Origin of the sequence: Puia sp. (genome assembly GCF_035546395.1) — a bacterium.
Classification (GTDB): Bacteria; Bacteroidota; Bacteroidia; order Chitinophagales; family Chitinophagaceae; genus Puia.
This window is the reverse complement of record NZ_DASZXR010000014.1, coordinates 42,464-66,223: the sequence shown is the minus strand read 5'-3', so window position 1 is coordinate 66,223 and position 23,760 is coordinate 42,464. Positions and strand designations below refer to the sequence as shown.

Here is a 23,760-nt window from a genome sequence, read left to right as displayed (position 1 = left end):
GAAAAATTTATTAGGAGTGCAAAGGTCGGTAAATATCCGGAATCGCCCAAAAGAAATCCCTTTTTTTTCAACGACTTGTCCACAGACTGGGGATTATTTCAAAGCAAAAGCGATCACATAATCCCCTTGTTTGGTCCCCAACTTCCCGTGGCCGCCCGCGGCGATGACCACATATTGCTTGCCGTCAAGGGAATAGGTCATGGGTGTGGCCTGTCCCCCGGCCGGCAGTTCGTACTCCCAAAGCGTCGCACCGGTCCGCCGGTCAAAGGCCCGGAAATGCCCATCCATGCTCCCGGCCACAAAGATACAATTCCCACCGGTGACGATGGCGCCCCCGAAATTGACGGATCCCCATTTTTTCGCTTCGGGATATTTCACCGGGTCCATCATATATCCCAACGGCACCTCCCATTTCTTCGACCCGTCATGCAGATCGATGGCCACCAGCGTTCCCCAGGGCGGACGCACCTGCATGACAAAGCCATTTTCGGTTCGTTTAAAAAGATAATCCCGTTTCATCACATACGGTGTCCCCTGCTGCCGCCCCGTCTCTGCGCGCAGCATGGCCTGGTCCTGGCGTTCGAGGATGTCGACGCTGTCCCGGGGGATCATCCGGATGACGGCCGGAATGAGGTTGATATTGGTATACAGACAGCCGGTGACCGGATCATAGCACATCCCGCTCCAGTTGATGCCGCCTACATTGCCCGGGGCCATGATCGATCCTTCGACACTTGGCGGCGTGAAAGGCCCCAGGCTGCGATACCGGCTGATCCGCTGCCGGGCCTCTTCCGCGTCGGCCGGCGTAGGTCCCCAGGCATCCGCGGCCGTCAATCCCTGGATGCCCAGGGGGGCGGGCTTCACCGGGAAAGGCTGTGTGGGCCAGGCATTCTCGCCGTTGATTGTCGAAGCAGGCACCGGCCGCTCTTCAATGGGGAAGAGCGATACTCCCGTCTCCCGATCCAATACAAAGATGTGACCCATCTTGGTGCCGACGATCACGGCCGCCACCTTCCGGCCATTATGAGGTACATCCGCCAGTATCGGCTGCGCGGCAATATCGAAGTCCCAGAGATCGTGGTGCACGACCTGAAAAGACCAGACCCGTTTGCCTGTGGATGCCCGTAGCGCGACGATACTGTTCGCATACAGGTTCGAACCCTTCCGCTCTCCGCCATAATAGTCCGGACTGGAACTCGTGCTTGGCACGAATACAAGGTCCCTCGCAGCATCTGCCGAAAGGATCGACCAGGCATTGGCGCCGCCCGTTTGGTGCGCTTTGGGTCCCTGCCAGCTGACATAGGCGCTATCTTTCGGATCGGTGGGAATAGGGTTCCAGCTCCAGGCGAGCCGGCCACTGTGGACGTCGAAGGCCCGCACCACGCCAGGCGGGTAGTCGAAACGCTGGTTGTCTCCCAGCGAGCTGCCCACGATGACGAGGTTGCCTGTGACGGTCGGCGGCGAGGTCTCGGCAATATCGCCGCCCAGCCCTTCTTTCAGATCGACGATCCCTTCGCGGCCAAATCCTGTCGCCGGCCGCCCCGTCGCCGCATCCAGCGCGATCAGCCTGCCGTCGATAGTACCGATAAAAATGCGTTCCGCGGTCTTGCCGCCTGCCGGCCAGGCCGCCACTCCCCGGCTGCTGATCTCCGAGTGGTCAGCAAGCAGGCTGACCCTGGGGTCATAGACCCAGCGTTGCCGCCCCGTGGCCCCATCCACGGCGATCACCCGATCGCTGGGCGTACTGATATACAGGGTCCGCCCGACCAATATCGGCGTACATTCGAACGCCGCCTTCTGCAAGGCATAGGTGCCTTTGTAGGTCTCCAGCTCGCCGGTCCGGTAGGTCCAGGCGATTTTCAGTTGCGCGACATTCCGATCGTCGATCTGTTTGAGAGCGGAATAGCGGCTGCCGCCCGCATCCTGCCCATAATAGGCCCAGGAACCTTCCTGCGCCTGGCTGCTGAGCTGCAAAAGCAGCATACAAATGATTCCTGAATATTTCATGGTTGTACTATTTTGATCCAAACCTATCCCTTCCCGCCGCGTCAGGCGATTTTCTTTGACGAATGGACGCGGTTCGGTGACGTGTAGGTTGTTTATTAATAATTACTTAATTTTCACATCCCTTTTGCATTGTCTACTTTGCAGTTGAGCCAAAAAAGGTTCGTAAAAAAGGGAATATGGCAGAACCAATGAGAAGAAAAACGATACCCCGCGATATCAGCTGGCTTTCCTTTAACGGCCGTGTCCTCCAGGAGGCTGCAGATCCCACCGTTCCCTTGCGCGAACGCATCCGCTTTCTGGGCATCTTCTCCAATAATATGGACGAGTTTTACCGGGTCCGGGTGGCCACTCTCCGGCGGATGAGCGAGTACAGTGGCCGGAAGTCAGGGATCAACATGCATCTCGAAGCCTCCCCCGATAAGATACTCAACGATATCCAGGCCATTGTTCTCGAGCAGGGCGACGAATTCGACGCCATCTGGAGCGGCATCCGCAGGGAGATGGAGAACGAGAATATCTTCCTCGTCAACGAACAGGAGCTCGACTCCGCACAGCAGCAGTTCATCCAAAACTATTTCGAAGAGGACGTGCGTACCAACACGATCCCGCTGATGGTGGAAAGCATCCCGACCTTTCCCTTCCTGCGGGACAAATCCCTCTATCTCGGCGTCGTGCTCTCCCGCAAGGATGGCACGATGAAGCGAAAATACGCCATTATCGAGATCCCCAGCCGCGTGCTGGGCCGTTTTGTCATCCTGCCTTCGCCGATCCCCGAAGAACATCATATTATCCTGCTTGAAGATATCATCCGGTTCAATCTTCGCAATATCTTCGCCTATTTCGGTTACGACTCCTACGATTCCTGGGTCTTCAAGGTCACCCGCGACGCGGAGATCGATATCGATAACGATGTCTCCACAACGCTGATCCAAAAGATCGAGAAAGGCCTCAAGAACCGCCGCAAGGGAAAGCCCGTCCGCTTCGTCTACGACGAGCAGATGGACAAAGGCCTGCTCGACTACCTGCTCAAGCGGCTGAACCTTTCAAAAAAGAGCGGCAACCTCATCCCCGGCGGCCGGATCCACAATTTCCGGCACTTCATGGACTTCCCCGATGTCTTCCCCAAACAGGGACAACGCAAGAAGCCCTTTACCCATCCCGCCCTGCAGAAGACGCCCCGGGTCACCGACGTGGTCCTCGAGCAGGACGTGATGCTCCATTTCCCCTATCATTCCTTCAATCCCCTTATCGATATGTTGCGGGAGGCGGCCATCGATCCCAATGTGACCACGATAAAGATCACAGGGTATCGTTTGGCCTCCAATTCCAAGATCATCAACGCCCTCGTCAACGCCGTCCGTAACGGCAAGCATGTCACGGTGATGCTCGAGCTCCGTGCGCGTTTCGACGAAGAAGCCAACCTGGAATGGAAGGAACGGCTCGAGGACGAGGGAGTAAAAGTGCTCATCGGTATCCCGAATATGAAGGTGCATGCCAAGATCTGCCTGATCAAGAAGCGGATCAACAACTTTACCATCCACTACGGCTTCGTCAGCACCGGCAACCTCAACGAAAAGACGGCCCGGGTCTATGGCGACCACTGCCTGCTCACCTCCGACCGGCATATTATGGCCGATGTCAACCGGATCTTCAACTATCTCGAGAACTATAAGGACGGCACCGCTCCCCTCAAGGCCTGCAAGACGCTCATCCCCTGCCCTACCAACCTGCGGCGGGAACTGGTGAAAATGATCGCCAGGGAGACCAAGCTGGCCCGCGAGAAGAAACCGGCCGGCATCACGCTCAAGATGAACTCACTGTCCGACGAGGACCTGATCGAAAAGCTTTCCGAGGCGGCAAGGGCCGGGGTAAAGGTCCAGATGATCATCCGCGGCATCTTCTGCATGTTCAGTGAGAACAGCAAGTTCCTCATCCCCGTGAAGGCCATCAGCATCATCGATGAATATCTCGAACATGCCCGCGTCTTTATCTTCCACAATGGCGGAAACGAAAAAACTTACATATCTTCGGCCGACTGGATGGTCCGGAACCTCGATCACCGCGTGGAAGCGACCTGCCCCATCCTCGATGAAGGCATCGCACAGGAGCTCAGGGAGATCCTCAACATCCAGCTGTCGGACAACGTAAAAGCGCGCTGGCTCGACAACGAGCTGCTGAATAAGTATAAACGTGATCACTCTGAGACGAAAGTCAGGTCCCAGATCGAGATCTATAATTATTTGTACCAAAAAGCCCTGTATGCGGAAGAAGGAGTGGCGCCCACTCCGGAGCCCGCAACGGCAAATGAATGACCACCGGTAAATGAAAAATCGACTCGCGGCCATCGATATAGGAAGTAATGCGGCCCGGCTGCTGATCTCCGATGTGTCGGACAATTACGGGAAACCTGAGTTCAATAAGATCAACCTCGTCCGCGTACCTCTCCGGTTGGGATTCGATGTGTTCGAACAAAAAGAGATCTCCCCCGAAAAGGTCGACATGCTGCTCCATACCCTAAAGGCATATAAGCACCTGCTCGAAGCCTATGAGGTGGACTATACCAAGGCGGCCGCCACTTCGGCCATGCGTGACGCAACCAATGCCGCAGCGATCATCGAACGGGTAAAGGCCGAGACCGGCATCGAGATCGAGGTCATCAGCGGCGGCAACGAAGCCTCTCTCATCTACGAGAACCATATCGCCGAGAACATGGACAAGGAGCATGCCTATCTCTATATCGACGTGGGCGGCGGCAGCACCGAACTCACTTTCTTCGCCGGCAATAACCTGCTCTTCTCTTCCTCCTTCAACATCGGCACCATCCGCCTGCTCAAGAACCAGGTGTCGGTCGCCCAATGGGATGCGATGAAGGACTATATCCGGCGGGAGACCCGCAACTTTGCCGACAAGGTCGTCGCCATTGGGTCCGGAGGCAACATCAATAAGATATTCTCCATCTCCAAACGCAAGGAAGGTAAATCCCTGCATATCGACCTGCTCAAGGATTACTACAAGGAATTCAGCAGCTTCAACCTGGAGGACCGGATGCGGTTATATAAGCTGCGCGAGGACCGGGCAGACGTGATCGTACCTGCGCTGCAGATATATGTCAACGCCATGCGATGGGCAGGCGCCCAGGAGATCTATGTCCCCAAGATAGGCCTCGCCGACGGATTGATCCAGCACCTCTACGCGGACTTAAAAAAGAAAGGCGCCGAAGTGTAAAAAAGGGCTACCTTGGACGCCTAATTTTAAGACCTATGTCAGTCCATTCCGAGATAAAGAAAGTAACGACCCATACTTTGCAACGGATGAAGGAACGCGGCGAAAAGATTTCCATGATCACCGCCTACGACTATTCCTTCGCCCGCATCTTCGACGCGGCAGGCATCGACGTCATCCTCGTCGGCGACTCCGCCTCCAACGTCATGGCCGGTCATGAGACCACCCTCCCGATTACCCTCGACCAGATGATCTACCATGCCTCCTCCGTCATGCGGGGCGTCAACCGGGCCTTCGTCGTCGTAGACCTGCCGTTTGGCTCGTATCAATCGAATTCCAAGGAGGCGCTGGCATCGGCGATCCGGATCATGAAGGAAACCGGAGCGCACGGGATCAAATGTGAAGGCGGGGAAGAGATCCTCGAATCGGTCAAACGCATCCTGGCCGCCGGTATCCCCGTTATCGGCCACCTGGGCCTGACCCCGCAGTCGATCTATAAGTTCGGCACCTATACGGTTCGCGCCCGCGAAGAGGCCGAAGCTGAAAAACTGAAAAAGGATGCGACCCTGCTGGAGGAAGCCGGCTGCTCGGCCATCGTGCTCGAAAAGATCCCCGCCGAACTGGCCAAGATCGTCGCCGAAAGCGTCCAGATACCCATCATCGGCATCGGCGCAGGGCGGCATTGCGATGGCCAGGTCCTGGTCATGCACGACCTTCTCGGCATAAACACCGAGTTCCAGCCCCGGTTCCTGCGCCGTTACCTCAAGCTCCACGAAGAGATCACCGGCGCGGTGAAGCAGTACATAACCGACGTAAAATCAAGCGATTTTCCAAACGAACAGGAACAATACTGATTCCCCCATTCATCAAATAATTCCGCCGATCCGGTGATTCTTGCTAGTTTTGAAGGTTAACTCAAGTATAGTGAAGAAGCTCACCGTTCAGATCGTTATTCATATCGCAGCCTGGCTTTGCTTTCTCATGCTGCCCTTCGCTTTTTATCCGCGCCCCAACCCGATGGATGCCGCGTTCTTCACCGAGCGCTATTTCAATCCCTACTTTATCGTCAACACCGTCTTTATCATTGCCTTTTATTATTGCAATACCTACCTGTTCGTCCCCCGGCTCTTCGACCGCAGGAATTTTGTCTTCTACACGGTTCTGATATTTGGACTGATGATCATCTACGGCCTCATGCCCCGCATCTACCATGCCTTGTTCGGCAGTATCAATTTCAACCCCAGCCCGGCCGCGGCCGGCATCCGTCCGTCCGGGCCTCCCAGGTCCCGCCCCATCCTCAGCGCGGGAAATATCGTTCTCTTCCTGTTGGTGTTCGTCTTCAGCACGGGGATAAAGGTGATCAACCAATGGCTCCGCTCCGAACAGCGCAACAAGGAGATCGCCAACGAAAAGTTAAAAGCAGAGCTCAGCTTTCTCAAAGCCCAGATCAACCCGCACTTCCTCTTCAATACCCTCAACAACATCTATGCCCTCGCCAGCGCCCAGTCGGAACATACCGCGGCGGCGGTGATGAAATTGTCCAGCATCATGCGCTATGTCCTGACGGAAGCAAGGAACGACCTGGTCCCGCTCGAAAAAGAGATCCAGTTCACCTCCCATTATATCGAGCTGCAGAAGATGCGGCTCACCGACAAGACGATCATCGATTTCACCGTACAGGGCGACCCCCTGGGCCGGCAGATCGCCCCGCTCCTGCTGCTTCCCTTCGTGGAGAATGCGTTCAAATACGGTATCAGCACCCGCGAGCGGTCGCCCATCCGCATCCTGCTGGAAATAAAGAAAGATTCGCTGGATTTTTATATTTGCAACCAGAAACACCTCAGCACGATGCTGCGCGTGTCCGATAACACGGGCATCGGGATCAGCAACACCAAACGCCGTCTCGATCTTTTCTATGAAGATAAATATGCGCTGAATATCGAAGACAAGAGCAGTGATTTTTCCGTTAAGTTAAAAATACCGGTATAATGTTAACATGTATCGCCGTCGATGACGAGCCGCTGGCGCTCGAGGTCCTGAAAAAATACATCGCCAAGATATACTTCCTCGATCTGAAAGGGGTTTTCACCGATCCCTTCGAGGCGCAAAAAGTGATGGATGCGAATCCCGTGGATATCCTTTTCCTGGATATCCAGATGCCCGACATCAACGGCATCGAGTTCTCCCGCATCATCAATAAGAAAAATACGGCCGTCGTCTTTACCACGGCATTCAGCGAATATGCCGTGGAAGGCTTCAACGTCGATGCCATCGACTATCTCCTGAAGCCTATCGAATACGATCGCTTCCTTAAGGCCGTCTATAAAGCCAAGGAATATGTCGACTACCTGACCAGCCAGGAGCTGCAGGAAGGGTATATCTTCGTCAAGTCCGACTACCAGATGGTCAAGGTGAACCTGAAAGAGATCCTTTACATCGAGGGGCTGGACGACTATATCAAGATCTATCTGCCCGGCAAGGCGATCCTCACGCTGATGACACTGAAGACCATCGCACAGAAACTCCCCGCCAGGGAGTTCATCCGCGCGCACCGTTCCTATATCGTACCCATCAGCAAGATCGAACATATCAGCAAAAGCAAGATCAAGATCGCCGATAAGGAGATACCCATTGGCGTTAGTTACAGCGAGAGCTTCTTCGCTGCCATGGATAACAAATTGTCTTAAAAATGCCCTTATAGGGCATTTTTAAGACAACCCCGCCCCGGGGTTTTACGTATTCTTAGATGCCGGTAAGGTAGATGCCGGCATTGGACCAGTTTTTTCATAGTAGATTTTAAGTTAAGGTTGAGGCCACTGGTTAGTGGTTAGTTTTTCCTAAGTTTGCTTGCGATCTTCCGGTCGCAAGCATTTTTTATGGAATTTCTACAACAGCTGAACATCGGGCCGGAGAATACCGGCACCTCGACAGGGACGAATTGGTTGTCTTCGGGGCTGCCCTCGGGCGCCCCCGCCATCACCTCCGTTTCACCCGTAGACGGCAAACGGATCGCCACCATTACCACCACCGATAAGGCGGGCTACGATACCGTCATCGAAACCGCGCGTAAGGCCTTCGCCGAATGGCGGACCTGGCCGGCCCCCCGTCGCGGGGAGGTTGTCCGGCAGATCGGGGAAGCGCTCCGGGCCAACAAACAGGCCCTGGGCCGCCTGGTCTCTTATGAAATGGGCAAAAGCCTGCAGGAAGGCTATGGGGAGGTGCAGGAGATGATCGATATCTGCGACCTCGCTGTCGGGCTTTCCCGCCAGCTGAACGGGCTCACCATGCACAGTGAGCGCCCCGCGCACCGGATGTACGAGCAGTGGCATCCGCTCGGAGTGGTCGGCATTATCTCCGCCTTCAATTTCCCCGTTGCCGTCTGGAGCTGGAACAGCATGATCGCCTGGGTCTGCGGCAACACCTGCGTCTGGAAACCCTCCGAGAAGACCCCCCTTTGCGCTGTCGCCTGCCAGAACATCATCGCATCCGTTTTCGCCGCCAACAAGGTTCCCGAAGGCGTCGGCTGTCTCGTCACCGGGGCCCGCGATCTCGGCGAATGGCTGGCCGCCGATACCCGCATCCCGCTCATTTCCGCCACCGGATCGACCCGCATGGGGAAGGCCGTGGGAACCGTCGTGGCTGCGCGCCTGGGCCGGTCGCTCCTCGAGCTGGGCGGTAACAACGCGATCATCATTTCCGCGGACGCGGACCTCAATATCGCCATTCCCGGCGCGGTCTTCGGGGCTGTCGGCACGGCCGGTCAGCGCTGCACCACCACCCGACGGTTGATCATCCACGAAAAAGTGTACGACAAGGTAAAGGAAAAGCTGGCCGCCGCCTATGGCCAGTTGAGGATCGGCGATCCGCTGAATGAGAACAATCACGTAGGTCCGCTGATCGATACCGATGCCGTCAAATCCTACCAGCAGGCGATTGCCGCCGCCAAAGAACAGGGTTGCCGTTTCGTCGTTGACGGCGAAGTGCTCGCCGGGGACGGCTTCGAAAGCGGTTGCTATGTCCGTCCCTGTATCGCCGAGGCGCCTGCTACGGCCCCCATCGTGGCGCAGGAGACCTTTGCCCCCATTCTTTACCTGCTGAAATATAGCAGTCTCGAGGAAGCCATCGCCATCCAGAACGGCGTTCCCCAGGGGCTTTCGTCCGCTATCATGACGCTCAACCTGCGGGAGGCCGAACAGTTCCTTTCCGCCGCCGGCAGCGACTGCGGCATCGCCAATGTCAATATCGGCACCAGCGGTGCGGAGATCGGCGGCGCTTTCGGTGGAGAAAAAGAGACGGGCGGCGGCCGGGAAAGCGGCAGCGATGCCTGGAAAGCCTATATGCGGCGCCAGACCAATACTATCAACTATTCGACCCAGTTGCCTCTGGCTCAGGGGATAAAGTTTAATCTGTAGGTTGGGCCGAAGGCCGGGAGTCAGCAAAATAAACGGCTGCCCGTAGGCCCGGAGGGCCTTCGCCCGAAGGGCAGACATTAGCGAAAATGCGCCAAAGGCGCAAAAAATAAAAGACTGGTTTGCACGTTAATAGGGTATCAGTTTATGAAAAAATGGGTACCGCTTTTACTGTTCGCCGTAACCAGCTACTGTTCTCTCCATGCACAGGTCAAGCTGGGTATCCTCGGTGGTCTCAATTCGTCTAAAGTTATCGAAACCAACCATATACCGGGATGGGACACGACTACGAAACCCTTTATGAACTCGCGTTCCGGCTTCCAACTCGGTTTCATTCTGGAAATACCCACCGGTATCAAGGGCCTTTTCTTCCAGCCCGCCATTACGTATATCACCAAGGGCCGGGTCTATAATAAGAACAACGACAGCCTGGCGGCTCTCTCCACCGATACGGTCTACAACAAACAGACGCTTAAGCTCGGCTACATGGAGGTTCCGCTAAACCTGACGTATAAGTTCCCGCTCACCGCCAGCCGCCAGAGTTTCTTCTTTATCAGCGCCGGTCCTTATCTTAGTTTCATTCACAACGGAAGCACCACAACGGAAAGTCTCCTTTCGTCTACTCATAAGTACCATAGCGAGACCGACCCCATAACCGTCGGCAAAGGTAGTGAGACCTACACGACCTTTGACTGGGGCGTTAACGGCCGCGCCGGTTTCGAGATCGGGAAGATGATGCTTAGCGCCTACTACAGCCGCGGATTCGGCGATTTCTACCATGCCGGTTATTCCGGTACATTCCATCATGAAGTGATAGGCGCGACTCTCGCCGTCTGGCTTACGGCTTCGGGCCCGGCAAAGGTCCCGCGCAAGAAAGATACCGATCGCGACGGGGTCACCGACGATGTCGACCTCTGCCCGCTCCAGCCCGGCTCCGCTGCCTGGCATGGCTGCCCCGTCCCCGACACCGACCATGACGGAGTTGACGACGACCACGACTCCTGCCGGTATGTGCCCGGCGTAAGCCGCTACCACGGCTGCCCGATTCCCGATACCGACCACGACGGGATCGATGACGACCACGACTCCTGCCGCACGGTCGCCGGCCTGGCCCGCTACAACGGCTGCCCGATCCCCGACCGCGATCACGACGGCGTCAATGATGAAGAGGACAAATGTCCCGACAGTGCAGGCACCGCCGGGAACCACGGCTGCCCGGTGATTGTCGTCCCCGAAATCAAAAAGGAAGAGACCGACCGGATCAACTTCATCGCCCATAATGTCAACTTCACCTCGGCCAGCGACAGGCTGATGGATAGCTCTTTCGTGGCCATGGATCAGCTGGCGGGTCTGCTTCTTGCCCATCCCGCATGGCATCTCACCATCGAAGGCTATACCGACAATTCCGGCAGCCCGGCAAAGAACCTTGCCCTGTCCCGCAAACGGGCGCAGGCCGTGAAGGTCTTCCTGATCCACAAGGGCATCGCCGCATCGCGGCTGACCGCGGAAGGATTTGGCCAGGAACACCCGATCTCCGACAACCTGACCGCGAAGGGCCGATCGATCAACCGCCGCGTAGAACTAAAGCTATCCATTGAGAAGAAGCCGGCCCCTTAAGAAAACTTTAACATCTTGATAGTGCCATTCCTGTAATTTATCATCGGGTTGGCGTGAGTTTTATTTATTTTACAGGATTCACGACACTTCGTTTAAACTAAAAAAAGACAACATGATTCGACGCCGGAACGGATGGTTATTGATGACGATACTTGGTTGCCTGCCTCTAGCGATATTTGCCCAGGGGACCAGTGCAAAAACCGAACTGCCGAAAGGCTGGCACCTCCTCGACAAACAACAGGATGGATATTATGGGATCAGCCTCAATAAAGCCTATGAATTCGCCAAATTAAAAAAGCTGAAAAGCAAGACGGTCCTCGTCGCGGTCATCGACTCCGGAGTCGATACCCTGCATGAAGATCTCAAAGCTATTCTCTGGACCAATCCCAAAGAGATCCCTGGCAATGGCGTCGATGATGACCACAACGGCTATGTCGACGACATCCATGGCTGGAACTTCATCGGCGGCAAGGACGGCGCCAATGTAAAGGACGACTCGCAGGAAGAAGCCAGGGTCTACTATGCATTCAAAGAAAAGTTCGACGTACCGAATCTGGACACGGCGGCGCTGAACCCCGAGGATAAGGACAATTTCCATATGTGGCAGAAAGCCCGTCGCAGCGTGATGGGCGACGGCACCGACGCCGGCGTGGATCTGGTGATGTTGCACAAGGCCCTCATGGCATCTATCCGCAACGACAGCATCCTCCAGCTGGCCATGGGTAAACCCGAATATACCGGCAACGACCTGGATACTTTCGAGACCCGGACCACGGAAGCCCGCAATGCCAAGGCCGTCTTCCTCTATCTCTTCAAGGCCAATAAGATCATGGACATGAGCAATAAGACCTTCCTTTCCGAGTTCTCCGAACAGGTGGACCAGGAGGAAAGAAAGGCCTCGGCAAAAGAAAACCCGCCCAAAAATTACCGCCATGATATCGTAAAGGATGACGAGAACGATATCAACGACAGCCATTACGGGAATCCCGACGTGATGGCCGGAGATCCGATGCACGGCACGCACGTCACCGGCATCATCGCCGGGGAGAAGCTGCCCGGCAAAAGTCAGATAGGCATCTGCGACAACGTCCGGGTGATGATGATCCGCGCCGTTCCCAACGGCGACGAACACGATAAGGACATCGCGCTGGCCATCCGGTATGCCGTCGACAACGGCGCCCGCGTCATCAATATGAGCTTCGGCAAGAATCTTTCCCCTGAAAAGATCTGGGTGGATTCGGCCGTCAGATATGCAGAGAGCAAGGGCGTCCTGCTGATCCATGCGGCAGGCAACGACAACGCCGATGTCGACACGACGGACAACTTCCCCAATCCGAATTTCAAAAACAGCGACTACACGGCTTCCAACTGGATCACCGTCGGCGCCAGCAGCGACCCGCTCGCCGAGCCCGGTTTCCAGAGCTATACCGCCTCCTTCTCCAACTACGGGAAGAAAGAGGTCGATGTCTTCGCCCCCGGCACACGGATCTATTCCACCCTGCCCGGCGGCAAGAACTACGGCAATCTGCAGGGGACCAGCATGGCCGCCCCCGTCGTTACCGGCGTGGCCGCCCTTATCCTGGAATACTATCCCAGCCTGACCCCGCAGCAGGTAAAATATTGCATCGAGAAGTCGGCCGTCGCCCCGCCCGCCAAGGTAAAGGTGCCCGGCTCGGAGTCTACCATGGTTCCGCTCTCGGATATCGATAAGTCCGGCGGCATCCTGAACGCTTATGAAGCATTGAAGCTCGCCTCGACGCTGAACGCGGCGCCGGAAAGACCAAAGAAGTCGACGTTAAAGAATAGCATGAATTAAAAAAAATACCGGGGCTTGCCCCGGTTTTTTTTATATTTAACCTATGATCCCAAAGACCGAAATTATCGCCGACGACGCCTACAATGGCTATATCGCCCTCGTCAGGGAGAATGATTTTCGCGAGGCTATCAAGAAGAACACCAGGCAGTTTCGGAAGCTCATCGAAAGCATTCCCCGCAAGCAATACGATCATGCCTATGCCGAAGGCAAATGGACCATCCGTGAAATGCTTCAGCATATCATCGATGCTGAAAGGGTCTTTGCCTTCCGCGCGCTTCATCTCTCGCGCAAGGATGCGACGCCGCTTCCCCCGTTCGACGAGAACCATTGGGCGGCCAATGATGGGGGCGCCACCCGTAAGTGGAAAGATCTGCTGGAAGAATTCAAGGCCGTTCGCGCCGGCACCGAATATCTCTACGACGCGCTGACGGACGATCAGCTTCGCTTCGTGGGCACCGTCCGGTCGAAGGCGCTAAACGCGTTTACCATCGGCTATATCATTCCCGGTCACGTTACTCATCATATGAAGATATTGGAAGAGCGTTATCTATGAGATCTCTCCCACCCCGGCGGCTGAATCGTATCGCCGTCAGCGTCTTCTTTTTCCTGGCCGGCCTTTGCTTCTCTTCCTGGGCTTCCCGGATCCCCAGCATCCAGCAAAACCTCGGGCTCAACAACGTCTCGCTGGGCGGCGTATTGCTGTCCCTGCCCTGCGGATTGCTGGTCTCCCTGCCTCTTGCGGGCTGGCTGGTGGCCCGGTTCGGCAGCAGGCCAATCGCCATCGGTGCGGCCGTACTCTACTCGTCCATCCTCCCTGTGTTAGGCTTCGCCTCGGAAGTTTGGCAACTGGTGACCGGCCTGTTTTTCTTCGGCATGGCGGGCAACCTGCTCAACATTGCCGTCAATACCCAGGCGGTCGGCACCGAAGCACTCTATGGACGCAGCATCATGGCTTCCTATCATGGACTGTGGAGTCTTGCCGGCTTTACCGGCGCCTCGGCCGGCAATCTCTTCCTGGGTCTTGGCTGGCGGCCCTGGCAACATTTCCTCGTTATCACCGGCCTGGCCTGGATCATGCTCCTTGTGACGGCCCGGAAACTCATCGTCCGCGACCTCGCCGCCGATGAAAACCGTCCCATCTTTGCCCGGCCGGACCGGTCGCTGATCAACCTCGGCGTTATCGCTTTCTGTTCGATGATCTGCGAAGGGACGATGTTCGACTGGAGCAACGTATACTTTCAGAAGGTCATCCTGCCGCCCAAAGCGCTCGCCGGCATCGGCCTCACGGCCTTTATGTCGACAATGGCCTCCGGCCGGTTCTTCGGCGACTGGGTCGCCACCCGTTTGGGTGTCCGCCGTATCCTGCAACTCAGCGGCAGCCTTACCGCTTCGGGTCTCCTGCTGGCCATCCTGTTCCCCTCGCTGTTGCCGGCCCTGCTCGGCTTCCTGCTCGTCGGCGCCGGTGTATCCTCTGTCGTACCCCTGGTCTATAGCGCCGCCGGCCGTAGCAAAACCTTCTCTCCGGGAGTGGCCCTCGCCGCCGTTTCTACTCTGGGCTACCTGGGATTCCTCTTCGGCCCGCCTTTTATCGGCTTTGTCGCCCAGCTCTCCAGCCTTCGCGTTTCCCTCGGACTTATTGCCGTCCTCGGCGCGACGATCGCCATATATGCAAATAAAATAGGGGACCGATAGATCCCCTATTTTATTTAAAGTAAGCTCTCTTATTTGTTGTATACTAAGTTCTTCTGAGCGATCATATCATCCATGACATTCACCGCCTCGCCCAACCAGAGATCCGACTTCCTATCCTTTAACCAAGCCTGGAAGCGGTCGGCTTTGTTCTTGTCATCGTCATATTTGTGCGCGTCCTGCGGCAGAGCCGCAACATTCAGCTGGCTGCCGTCGGGCAGTTTGCTGAGGTTCTGAAGCTGCTTGACCGTCTCCTTCACCTTCTTCTGCTCTTCCTGGTATTTCTTCAGGCTCAGCGGGTATACCTTGTCCTGGATGCTGCTCAGCCATTCCTCATCCTGGCGGATCTGGTGGAAGGAGGTGTTGGTCCTCAGCCGCTCATTGCTCAGCCCGCGGATATTATTGACGTCATAGGCATACCTCCAGGTGTTGTAGTCGGCCTTGGGGATCGTATCCCAGGGCAGCGCATCCGGGTTGTCCTTTTCGCGGATCTTGCTGTATTCATAGATATCGGGATAGATATCCGGCAATACGATATCGGAAGTCACACCGCGCAGCTGGGTGCTGCCACCATTGACGCGGTAGAACTTCTGCAGGGTCAGCTTGAGGGTGCCCAGCTCGCTGTTGGCATCCAGGAAACCCAGGTTCTTATCGAGCCCGTAAGGCCGCTGCACCGTGCCCTTTCCATAAGTGGACGTGCTGCCGATGATCACCCCGCGGTGATAGTCCTGGATCGCTGCTGCGAAGATCTCCGACGCAGATGCGCTCAATTCATTGACCATTACCGCAAACGGCCCATCATACAGTACCGTTTTGTCGTGATCGGGGATGATCGAGGGTCTGCCGTCGCGGTCCCGTACCTGTACGATGGGCCCCTGCTCGACGAAGTACCCGGCCATCTGCACGACGTCATATAAGCTGCCGCCGCCGTTATCGCGCAGGTCGAGCACGATCCCGTCGACCTTCTGTTCCTTTAGCTTGAAGATCTCCTTGGCTACATCGATGCTGCAACGGCTGCCTTTGGGGTTGTCGAAGTCGGCATAGAATTCCGGCAGGTAGATATACCCGATCTTTCCGCGAGGCGAATTGACGATCGCGCTGCGCGCAAAGGTCAGCTCATCCTGAACGATCTCATCACGGATCAGCGATACCATCTGCACCGTACCGTCCGGTTTCTTCAGCCAGAGCCGCACCTCCGTACCCTTCTGACCACGGATGATCTTGATGGCATCTTCGGTGAAATAGCCGCTCATATCCACCGGCTCCCCATTGCCCTGGGCCACCTTTTGGATGATGTCGCCGACGCCCACTTTCCCGGACTTCCAGGCAGGGCTGCCGGTTACGAGGCTGCTGATCTTTATATTACCGTCGTCGTAGGACAGCGAAGCGCCGATGCCGAAGAAGTGACCGCTCATCTGCTCGTCGAAATATCTTTTCTCCACCGGCGGGAAGTAATCCGTATGGGGGTCCATCGACTGGACGATACACTGCACGAACATATTGAACCGGTCATCATCGGTCTCCTTTACCTTCAGCCGCTCATAGATCCGGTCCTCCACCTTCAGGCTGCGGGCCCGCGCGTCCTTCTCCAGCTCCTCAGGACTCTTGGCCACGAAGCCGGGCTTGTTCTTATTGGTTTCCTGCTGGTCCACCAGCTCGGCATAGCGTTCGAGCGTAAGGTATTTGAGCCGCTTGCGCCAGGCCTCCCGGCGCTCGGCATCGCTGACCGGGAATTTGATCTGGTCATAGTTCATGTTGAAATCCTCATCCTTGGTAAAATCGAAAGGATGCGAGAGGATGTCTTTATAGATGGCCTCAGTCTCGGCGAGCCGCTTCCGGTAGACCTCGGTGACGGCCGGCACGAACTGGATCGGCGTACTGCCAAGGATCTCGTCGTCGATCTTTGACGAATACCGGCCCTTCAGGTTGTCCACATCGGACTGGAGGAAAATATCCTTTTCCCCATCCACCTCTTTGATGTACTTCTTGAACACCTCGTTGGAGAATTTATCGTCGATGGGTTTGGGACTATAATGCACGTTCGCGAGGTACTCCCCTACACTGTGCAGGATCCTTTCATACTTCGTCGGCGGATTTCCCCCGATCCCCAGGGTCCTGAAGGCCACGAAGACGCCCCCCGCCAAAATCATCAGGACGATGGGTAGATTTCTTTTATTCACCATATACTTTAGCAAGTTTAACATAGCTATCCAAAAATAACGATAAATCGGCGGGTATGTTGCCGGTTAACTCGAATATTAACAAGCAGTTTGGACCGCTCGTCAAATTATTTTTTCACAAGGTGTTTGTGGCAAACTGTTTTTACATTAATTTCGCGCTTCCAATGGTGGCTGTAGCTCAGCTGGTTAGAGCATCAGATTGTGGTTCTGAGGGTCGCCGGTTCGAACCCGGTCAGCCACCCTGGCTAAGACGAAGAGAGGTCGCGAAAGCGACCTCTCTTCTTATAATCGAATTCACATGTCGAAACTCTCCTGGTGGTTCTATACCATTCCCTTTATCTCCGCCTTTATCCACTGGCTGACGATCTGGATGGCCCTCAAGCTTCTCTTTCATCCCCGTCACCCAAAGAAAATACTCGGCTTCACACTCCAAGGCGTATTCCCCAAACGGCAGCAGCAGATCGCCGAAAGCCTCGGCCGCATCGTCGGCCAGGAGCTGCTCTCCTTCGGCGATATCGAACAGGCCATCACCCATCCCGACAATGTCCGGCGCATCCTTCCCCTGGCGGAAGAACATATCGATCATTTCCTTCGCGTACGGCTCAAGGAACAGATGCCGATGATCTCGATGTTCATCGGCGATAAGACCATCGGTCAGCTGAAGACCGTCTTTATGAACCAACTGGAAGAACTCTTCCCCGTCATCATGAAGAACTACGTCGCCAATCTCCGGCACGATCTCGATCTTGAACGCATCGTCGTCGAAAAGATCGCCTCCTTCTCCGCCGACCGCCTCGAGACCATGCTCAACGAGTTCCTGACGAAGGAGTTCCGCTTTGTCGAGATCATCGGCGCGGCACTTGGATTTTTGATCGGCGCGCTACAGATATTGCTGACTTTGCTGATGAGATAAAATTTGCTTATTGACGGTTAATTCATTAACCCTACCATATTGGATTCCTACCGTTTGTATATAAACCGGTGTTTTCCTCCCCATTTTGACCTGAATTTTGCAGGCGAAATGAATAATTAATACTCATGAGAAAAACTTGGCTTTTGTTCCTGGCTTTGGTAGTGTCGACGATTGGCTTTTCCCAGGGGCCGCCCGTGGGTGCACCCGGTGGTGGCGGCAGACGCTTCGGCGGCGGCCAGGCTGCCGCTATAGGGCATTTCTATGGCAAAGTGGTGGACGCAAAGACGGGAAAGGGGATGGACGGAGCATCGGTTCAGCTGGTGGCTACGCGCGGCCAGAAGGATACCGTCATCGGCGGCCAGATCACCGGCCGCCACGGCGATTTCAGCCTCGAGAACCTGCCCCTCTTCGGCAACTTCAGGCTCCGGATCACCGCCATCGGTTATAAGACCTACGAACAGAAAGTGGCTTTCGATCTCAAAGGATTGCACGGCGCGGGCGGCGGCGGCAATCCCAATGGAGACGGCCAGCCCAGCAATGCGGCCCTGCAAGCGCTCAATGCGATCGATAAAGACCTGGGTAATATCAAGCTCACCGAAGACGCGCAAAACCTCGAGCAGGTGACGGTCACCGCCTCCAAACCCCTCATCCAGATGGGCGTCGACCGCAAGATATACAATGTGGAAAAGGACATCTCTGCGGCCGGCGGATCGGCTACCGATGTCATGAAGAATGTCCCCTCCGTGCAGGTCGATATCGACGGAAACGTAACCCTACGCAACAGCCCGCCCACCATCTTCGTCGACGGCCGGCCCACGACGCTGACGCTCGACCAGATCCCGGCCGATGCGATCCAGAGCGTGGAGATCATCACCAACCCCGGCGCCAAATACGACGCTTCCGGCGGAACGGCAGGCATTCTGAATATCGTCCTGAAGAAAAATCGGAAGGCCGGTTATAACGGCAACGTACGTGCGGGCATCGACCAGCGCGGAAGAGGCAACCTCGGTGGAGATATCAACGTCAAGCAGGGAAAGGTCAACTTCTTCCTCAGCGGTAACTACAACCAGCGCAAGAGCATCGCTACCGGCAATACCGAACGCGTCAGCATGTTCGACGCCGACCCTACCCGCAACCGGTCGGCCTTTTCCAGCGACCTCAACCAGGCCGATAAGAACGTCAACAAAGGCTACTTTGCCTTTGCCCGCGGCGGGTTCGACTTCCTCGTTGACAACCGGAATACTATCTCGCTCGCCGGCAATATCGTCCATGGCACCTTCAAGCCGTTTATCAACAGCGATCTCTTTACGAACAACGATTCGGCAGGCGGTCAGACCTCGGCGTTCTATACCAACCGGTATTCGACCACCAACGCGCAGTTCAACAATCATGGCGCGATGCTGAGCTTTAAGCACACCTTCCCCAAGGCAGGTGAAGAGTGGACCGCCGATGTCAACTATAGCCAGGGTTCCAACGACAATTTCAACCTGGTCCAGACCCAGCAGCATACCACGATCGACAAAGGCAGCCCTTCCCTGGGCGTCTACCAGCAGCAGCAGACGGGGAACGGCGACAATAAATATTTCACTGCCCAGACCGATTATACGCTGCCGCTCGGTGAGAAATCCAAGTTCGAGGCAGGCGGCCGCATCGCGATCCGCAACAACACCAGCATCAACAATATCGACACCCTCCAGAACGGGCAGTTCGTCGTCAATCAGCTGCTTTCCTCCAACTATACCTTCCGCGACCGTGTCTTCGCCGGTTATGTCACCTACTCCAACGCGATCAACAACTTCAACTACCAGTTAGGGTTACGCGGTGAAAGCTCCGACTATAAGGGTACCGAACATTTCACCAACGTGGATGCCGGCGGTAACCAGTTCCCCGATATCGGTCATTTCAGCAACAAATTCCCGATCAGCCTCTTCCCGAGCGTCTTCCTGACCCAGAAGCTCGGCGGGGACCAGGACCTGTCCTTCAATTATACCCGGAGGATCGACCGGCCCAACTTCTTCCAGTTGTTCCCCTTTACGGACTACTCCGACTCCCTCAACCTGAGCAGGGGTAACCCCGGGCTGACGCCACAGTTCACCAACTCCTTCGAAGCCGCTTACCAGAAGACCTATTCGGGCAATAATACGTTCCTGGCTTCGGTATATTATAAATACACTACCGACCTGATCACCCGCTACCAGCAACCGGGCGTCAACCCCGTCACCAAACTCCCCGTATTTATCAATACCTATATTAATGCGAAGTCGAGCTTCGTCGGTGGCGTCGAGCTGATCGGCCGGAACAGCCTCACAAAGTGGTGGGACCTGACCAGCAGCGTCAACCTCTTCACCTCGCACATCAATACCATCGACACCGGTAAGAATGCGATCCCCACCCAGCCGCAGTCCTGGTCCTGGTTCGGAAAGATCAACAACAGCTTCAAGGTAATGAAGGGCGTCACCATCCAGCTTTCCGGCGACTATACGTCCAAAACGGTATTACCGCCCGGCGGCAGCGCCAGCAACGGTGGCGGCGGCGGTCGTGGATTTGGCAACAACAGCAGCGGCAATGCCCAGGGCTATTCAAAACCCACCGGCGGCGTCGATGCAGCCATCCGGTATGAGTTCCTGAAGAATCGCACCGCCGCGCTGACCCTCAGCGTGAACGACATCTTCCGCACCCGGATCAACGACGTCTATACGACCTCTACCGGCATCACCCAGGACTATGCCCGCAGAAGAGACCCGCAGTTCTTCCGTCTCCAGTTCAACTGGCGTTTCGGGAAGTTCGATATGGCCCTGTTCAAACGTAAGAACATGAAGGGCGAGAGAGACAGCATGGAAGGCATACAGGGCGGCGGCGGCCAGCAACAATAAGACACCGGAAAGGGCGCCCGCCAATGGCGCCCTTTTCTTATATTAGCAGATGCATACGTATCTCGCGCTCGGCGACTCCTACACCGTCGGCGAAGGCGTCCCCCTTCACCAGGGATTTCCCTATCAGACCGTCCAGCTACTCCGCGCCGCCGGCCAGCCGTTCAATGCTCCCGAGATCGTTGCCCGGACCGGCTGGACCACCGACGAGCTGGCGCATACGATGCAAACCCTCCGGCTTCTTCCGCAATATGATCTCGTCACCCTTCTCATCGGGGTCAATGACCAGTATCGCGGGCGGAGCACCGGAGAATTCTCCGTTGTCTTCCGGCAGTTGCTTCAAACGGCGCTTCGCCTCGCCGGGAGCGCTTCCCGCGTCATTGTCCTCTCGATTCCCGACTGGGGCGTTTCCCCTTTCGCAGCCGGCCGCGACAAGGGGTTGATCGCCGGCGAGATCGACGCCTTCAATTCCGCTGCGGCGGACATCGCCCGGCCTCAGAAGGTCCGGGTCATCGATATCACCACACACAGCCGCAACCAGGGCGCAGGTCCCGATTGCTTCGTGGCCGATGGCCTCCACCCCGCCCCATCCACCTATCGCTTCTGGGCCGATCAGCTGGCGGCCGCCGTCAATACGGTCATCCCGTTGCGCCAGTTCCCGGTCGATTAATAGATACTGTTCAATCCATCCGTATTCAGGAAGACGACATCCGGCTGTCGCACATAGGTGCTGTTGTACCGGAATTGGATACCGGTATTGATCATGATCTTAAAGGAAGTGTTCTGCAGCGTCTTTCGCGGGAAATAGACTGCACGCAGCTCGATCGTATTGAAGACGAGGTTCTCGTTACGCGTCCGGATACCGGCGCCGATGCCATGGTACAACGCGGATTTTTGCAGTGCGCCGTTCTCCGGCGTCAGAAAGGAAAGATCGCCGAAGGCAAAAGGCGCGAACTTGAAGCCAAGAAGCTTGTAGTTGAGATAAAAGGTCGTCTCCGAGTGAAGCGTGATCCGCTGCGCGCCAAAGGTCGAATCGCCCGTGAAATACCGCAACCCGAAGACGTTGTTGATGGTCAGGGGATCGATACCCACCCGGTTGATGAGCCGCGAAAAGCTGAAATTGATATACTGCCGGATCTTCAGGTTCGGCCAGGTAAAGAGCGGGCTGTAATAGCTGGCTCCGACGAGTACGCTGGCGTCCTGGGCATGACCCTGGTAAAGAAACACCCCACTGCGTAGAAAAAGCTGTGCAAACCCACCCCGTTTTGTCACCACGAATTCGTTGGCATCGACACCCGTGTAAAACCGGTCGAGAAAGAGCTGCCGGTACCAGCCACTGTTAAAAGCGACGTTGTAGCCGACGGGCAGATCCTCCGTCGTTCCAAAGCCATAAACATAGTTGGTCTTGTAGAAGTCCTGCCGGAAGAAGGTGAAGGATAAAAGCGCCGCTTCCCGGTTATTGAACCGGAAATTGAATGGATCGGGATTCAGCTGTAATTGTTTGGGAATGGTATCGAAGTCATTTCGGAAATACCGCACTGCCAGGAATCGCCGGTCCCGCACGGCGGTGTTGCTCAGGAACCGGTTGGAACCGATGTTCCAACCGATCCACGCATCGTGAGTATGGTACCGGTATTTAAAGAAAAGACTGTCGGCCTGGTGATAGACATTGAAATTGTTAAAGTCTCCGATCCGGAGCCCACCCGCCAGGTGGGCGTAGGGCGCATAGAGGGGCCGGTCGAGTTGAAGGAACCAGGCCGTTTCGGTTGGCGATCCATTGTAGATATTACTGTTGATCTGGGTATAGGAGGCGGTGGCGTTGACAAAGGAATGCCCGATATTGGACTTGCTATAGAGCAACTGCGGCCCAAAGGTCGGGTTGCGGCTTTGTTCGACATTCGCGCCCACCAGCACCCGCTGGCCCATCCCCAGGAAATTCTGCTCCTGGACATTGCCCCGGATGCTGAACGGCGGATAACCCAGGCTGCCGATGGCGCCGCTGATGCTGAAAAGATCCTTGACCACCACGACAAGATCCACCGAATCGGTGTTGTCCGGCTGGGGCACCACGAGGATGCGGGCATCCTGGATAAAGTTCTGGCTGCGGATCAGCCGTTCGTTGTCGGCCAGCTTATAGGCGCTCAAAGCGGTGCCCTCTTTGATAAAAAGGCCGTCCCGGATCACCCAGTCCCGCGTCTTGCGGTGCAAGTGGTTCAGCAGGTTGGTTCCGAAATATTGCAGCCGCTTCGAGGTGTCCGTAAAGGTCTGCTCGAAACCATAGCCCCGGATAAAGATATGCCGGATGACCTTGCCTTCATAGGGTTGAAAAGGACTTTCGCTCTTGGTATTCAACGGGGCGAGCGTATTGATATTGACCACCGAGTCCGGACGGCCCTTGGTGATCGCGTTCCTGAACCAATTGAAGATATTGTTGTTCCTCCATCTTTGGAACCGGTGATGCGTGCTATCCGGACTTACCCGTGGCAGGGTGTCCTGGGCATGCCCGGCAAGGACACACCAGCAACAGGCCAAAGCCGCTACAAGCCGTATAAGGATTGCTCTCCTCAAATAAATGGGTCAAATCCCAAGGGGATTATCAAAGCCCAATATAAGAAGAATAACCCTTCGATATCGCTGCGCGAATTTTGGTTAGCAGAATGTTATATAACAAACGCGCTTCGTATGGCGGCCACCGGTGGTATCCTTTTTGAATATAAATATTAACACACCACTCTCAAATATCCACAAACCATTCTCATGAAGACAAATCCTATTCATGCCTGGCCCCTGGCGCTGCCTGAATCGACGATCAGCGCTTACAACAGCAAGACCCGCAGAAGCCGCTCAGGCTCGAAATTGCTGATACCCCCGCCTGCTCCGCCGGACGAGGCGACCATCCGCCATCTCAATGAGCTGGCGAAAAGGAAACCGTTCTGCACCCATTACAAGGTCAGAAAACACGAATTACTGTAAAGGTTTTGGGGAAAAAAATTCCCCCACAGGGGGTAATTTCTACATCGGGGCATGTGCTCCTGGA

At 55.8% G+C, this 23,760-nt stretch carries 17 protein-coding genes and 1 tRNA gene; 15 read left to right on the top strand and 3 right to left on the bottom strand.

Going from position 1 to position 23,760, the window contains the following annotated elements; genetic code table 11:
* Positions 1–93: 93 nt before the first annotated feature.
* Positions 94–2,007 carry a pyrroloquinoline quinone-dependent dehydrogenase gene (locus VHE34_RS12925; RefSeq protein WP_325588492.1) on the bottom strand — a complete coding sequence of 638 codons (1,914 nt, stop codon included), beginning with the start codon at positions 2,005–2,007 and terminating at the stop codon, positions 94–96.
* Between the two features lie 176 nt (positions 2,008–2,183).
* Between VHE34_RS12925 and ppk1 the strand changes: the two genes are divergently transcribed.
* From ppk1 to VHE34_RS12875, 10 genes are all read left to right on the top strand, one after another.
* Positions 2,184–4,319, top strand: a complete 2,136-nt coding sequence (gene ppk1, locus VHE34_RS12920) for a polyphosphate kinase 1 (RefSeq protein WP_325588489.1) — start codon at positions 2,184–2,186, stop codon at positions 4,317–4,319.
* Positions 4,320–4,329: 10 nt separating this feature from the next.
* Positions 4,330–5,232, top strand: coding sequence for an exopolyphosphatase (locus tag VHE34_RS12915; protein ID WP_325588487.1), 903 nt, complete (start codon positions 4,330–4,332; stop codon positions 5,230–5,232).
* Positions 5,233–5,267: 35 nt separating this feature from the next.
* Positions 5,268–6,083, top strand: a complete 816-nt coding sequence (gene panB, locus VHE34_RS12910; RefSeq protein ID WP_325588485.1) for a 3-methyl-2-oxobutanoate hydroxymethyltransferase — start codon at positions 5,268–5,270, stop codon at positions 6,081–6,083.
* A 70-nt stretch (positions 6,084–6,153) separates the two neighbouring features.
* Positions 6,154–7,218, top strand: a complete 1,065-nt coding sequence (locus VHE34_RS12905) for a sensor histidine kinase (RefSeq protein WP_325588483.1) — start codon at positions 6,154–6,156, stop codon at positions 7,216–7,218.
* A complete protein-coding gene (locus VHE34_RS12900; protein WP_325588481.1) occupies positions 7,218–7,916 on the top strand; it encodes a LytTR family DNA-binding domain-containing protein in 699 nt (232 codons plus the stop codon). The genes VHE34_RS12905 and VHE34_RS12900 overlap by 1 nt, the downstream gene beginning before the upstream one ends.
* A gap of 189 nt (positions 7,917–8,105) precedes the next feature.
* Positions 8,106–9,641, top strand: coding sequence for an aldehyde dehydrogenase family protein (locus VHE34_RS12895; protein WP_325588479.1), 1,536 nt, complete (start codon positions 8,106–8,108; stop codon positions 9,639–9,641).
* Positions 9,642–9,785: 144 nt separating this feature from the next.
* Positions 9,786–11,255, top strand: coding sequence for an OmpA family protein (locus VHE34_RS12890; protein ID WP_325588477.1), 1,470 nt, complete (start codon positions 9,786–9,788; stop codon positions 11,253–11,255).
* Positions 11,256–11,367: 112 nt separating this feature from the next.
* Positions 11,368–13,071, top strand: coding sequence for a S8 family peptidase (locus VHE34_RS12885; protein ID WP_325588475.1), 1,704 nt, complete (start codon positions 11,368–11,370; stop codon positions 13,069–13,071).
* Positions 13,072–13,114: 43 nt separating this feature from the next.
* Positions 13,115–13,624: a DinB family protein gene (locus VHE34_RS12880; protein ID WP_325588473.1), complete on the top strand. Its 510-nt coding sequence runs from the start codon at positions 13,115–13,117 to the stop codon at positions 13,622–13,624.
* Entirely contained in the window at positions 13,621–14,763 is a 1,143-nt protein-coding gene (locus VHE34_RS12875; protein WP_325588469.1) for an MFS transporter, read from the top strand. Before VHE34_RS12880 ends, VHE34_RS12875 begins: the two co-directional genes overlap by 4 nt.
* A gap of 29 nt (positions 14,764–14,792) precedes the next feature.
* Here VHE34_RS12875 and VHE34_RS12870 read toward each other — a convergent pair whose 3' ends face one another.
* The gene (locus VHE34_RS12870; RefSeq protein WP_325588467.1) at positions 14,793–16,943 is read right to left on the bottom strand and encodes a carboxy terminal-processing peptidase; all 2,151 of its coding nucleotides are present in this window, start codon (positions 16,941–16,943) and stop codon (positions 14,793–14,795) included.
* A 164-nt stretch (positions 16,944–17,107) separates the two neighbouring features.
* On the opposite strand from VHE34_RS12870, the gene VHE34_RS12865 reads away from it, so the two are divergent.
* From VHE34_RS12865 to VHE34_RS12850, 4 genes are all read left to right on the top strand, one after another.
* A tRNA-His gene (locus VHE34_RS12865) sits at positions 17,108–17,181 on the top strand.
* A gap of 57 nt (positions 17,182–17,238) precedes the next feature.
* On the top strand, positions 17,239–17,853 hold the full coding sequence (locus VHE34_RS12860; RefSeq protein ID WP_325588466.1) for a DUF445 domain-containing protein: 615 nt from the start codon (positions 17,239–17,241) through the stop codon (positions 17,851–17,853).
* A 125-nt stretch (positions 17,854–17,978) separates the two neighbouring features.
* Complete coding sequence (locus tag VHE34_RS12855; protein ID WP_325588464.1) at positions 17,979–20,726, top strand: outer membrane beta-barrel protein; 2,748 nt, start codon at positions 17,979–17,981, stop codon at positions 20,724–20,726.
* 49 nt (positions 20,727–20,775) lie between these two features.
* A complete protein-coding gene (locus VHE34_RS12850) occupies positions 20,776–21,393 on the top strand; it encodes an SGNH/GDSL hydrolase family protein (protein ID WP_325588462.1) in 618 nt (205 codons plus the stop codon).
* On the opposite strand, the gene VHE34_RS12845 is transcribed toward VHE34_RS12850, so the two are convergent.
* Positions 21,390–23,291, bottom strand: a complete 1,902-nt coding sequence (locus VHE34_RS12845) for a hypothetical protein (RefSeq protein WP_325588460.1) — start codon at positions 23,289–23,291, stop codon at positions 21,390–21,392. The genes VHE34_RS12850 and VHE34_RS12845 overlap by 4 nt on opposite strands.
* Before the next feature lie 189 nt (positions 23,292–23,480).
* On the opposite strand from VHE34_RS12845, the gene VHE34_RS12840 reads away from it, so the two are divergent.
* Positions 23,481–23,696 (top strand): hypothetical protein, encoded by a 216-nt coding sequence (locus VHE34_RS12840; RefSeq protein WP_325588458.1) that lies wholly within the window; start codon positions 23,481–23,483, stop codon positions 23,694–23,696.
* Positions 23,697–23,760: the final 64 nt, after the last annotated feature.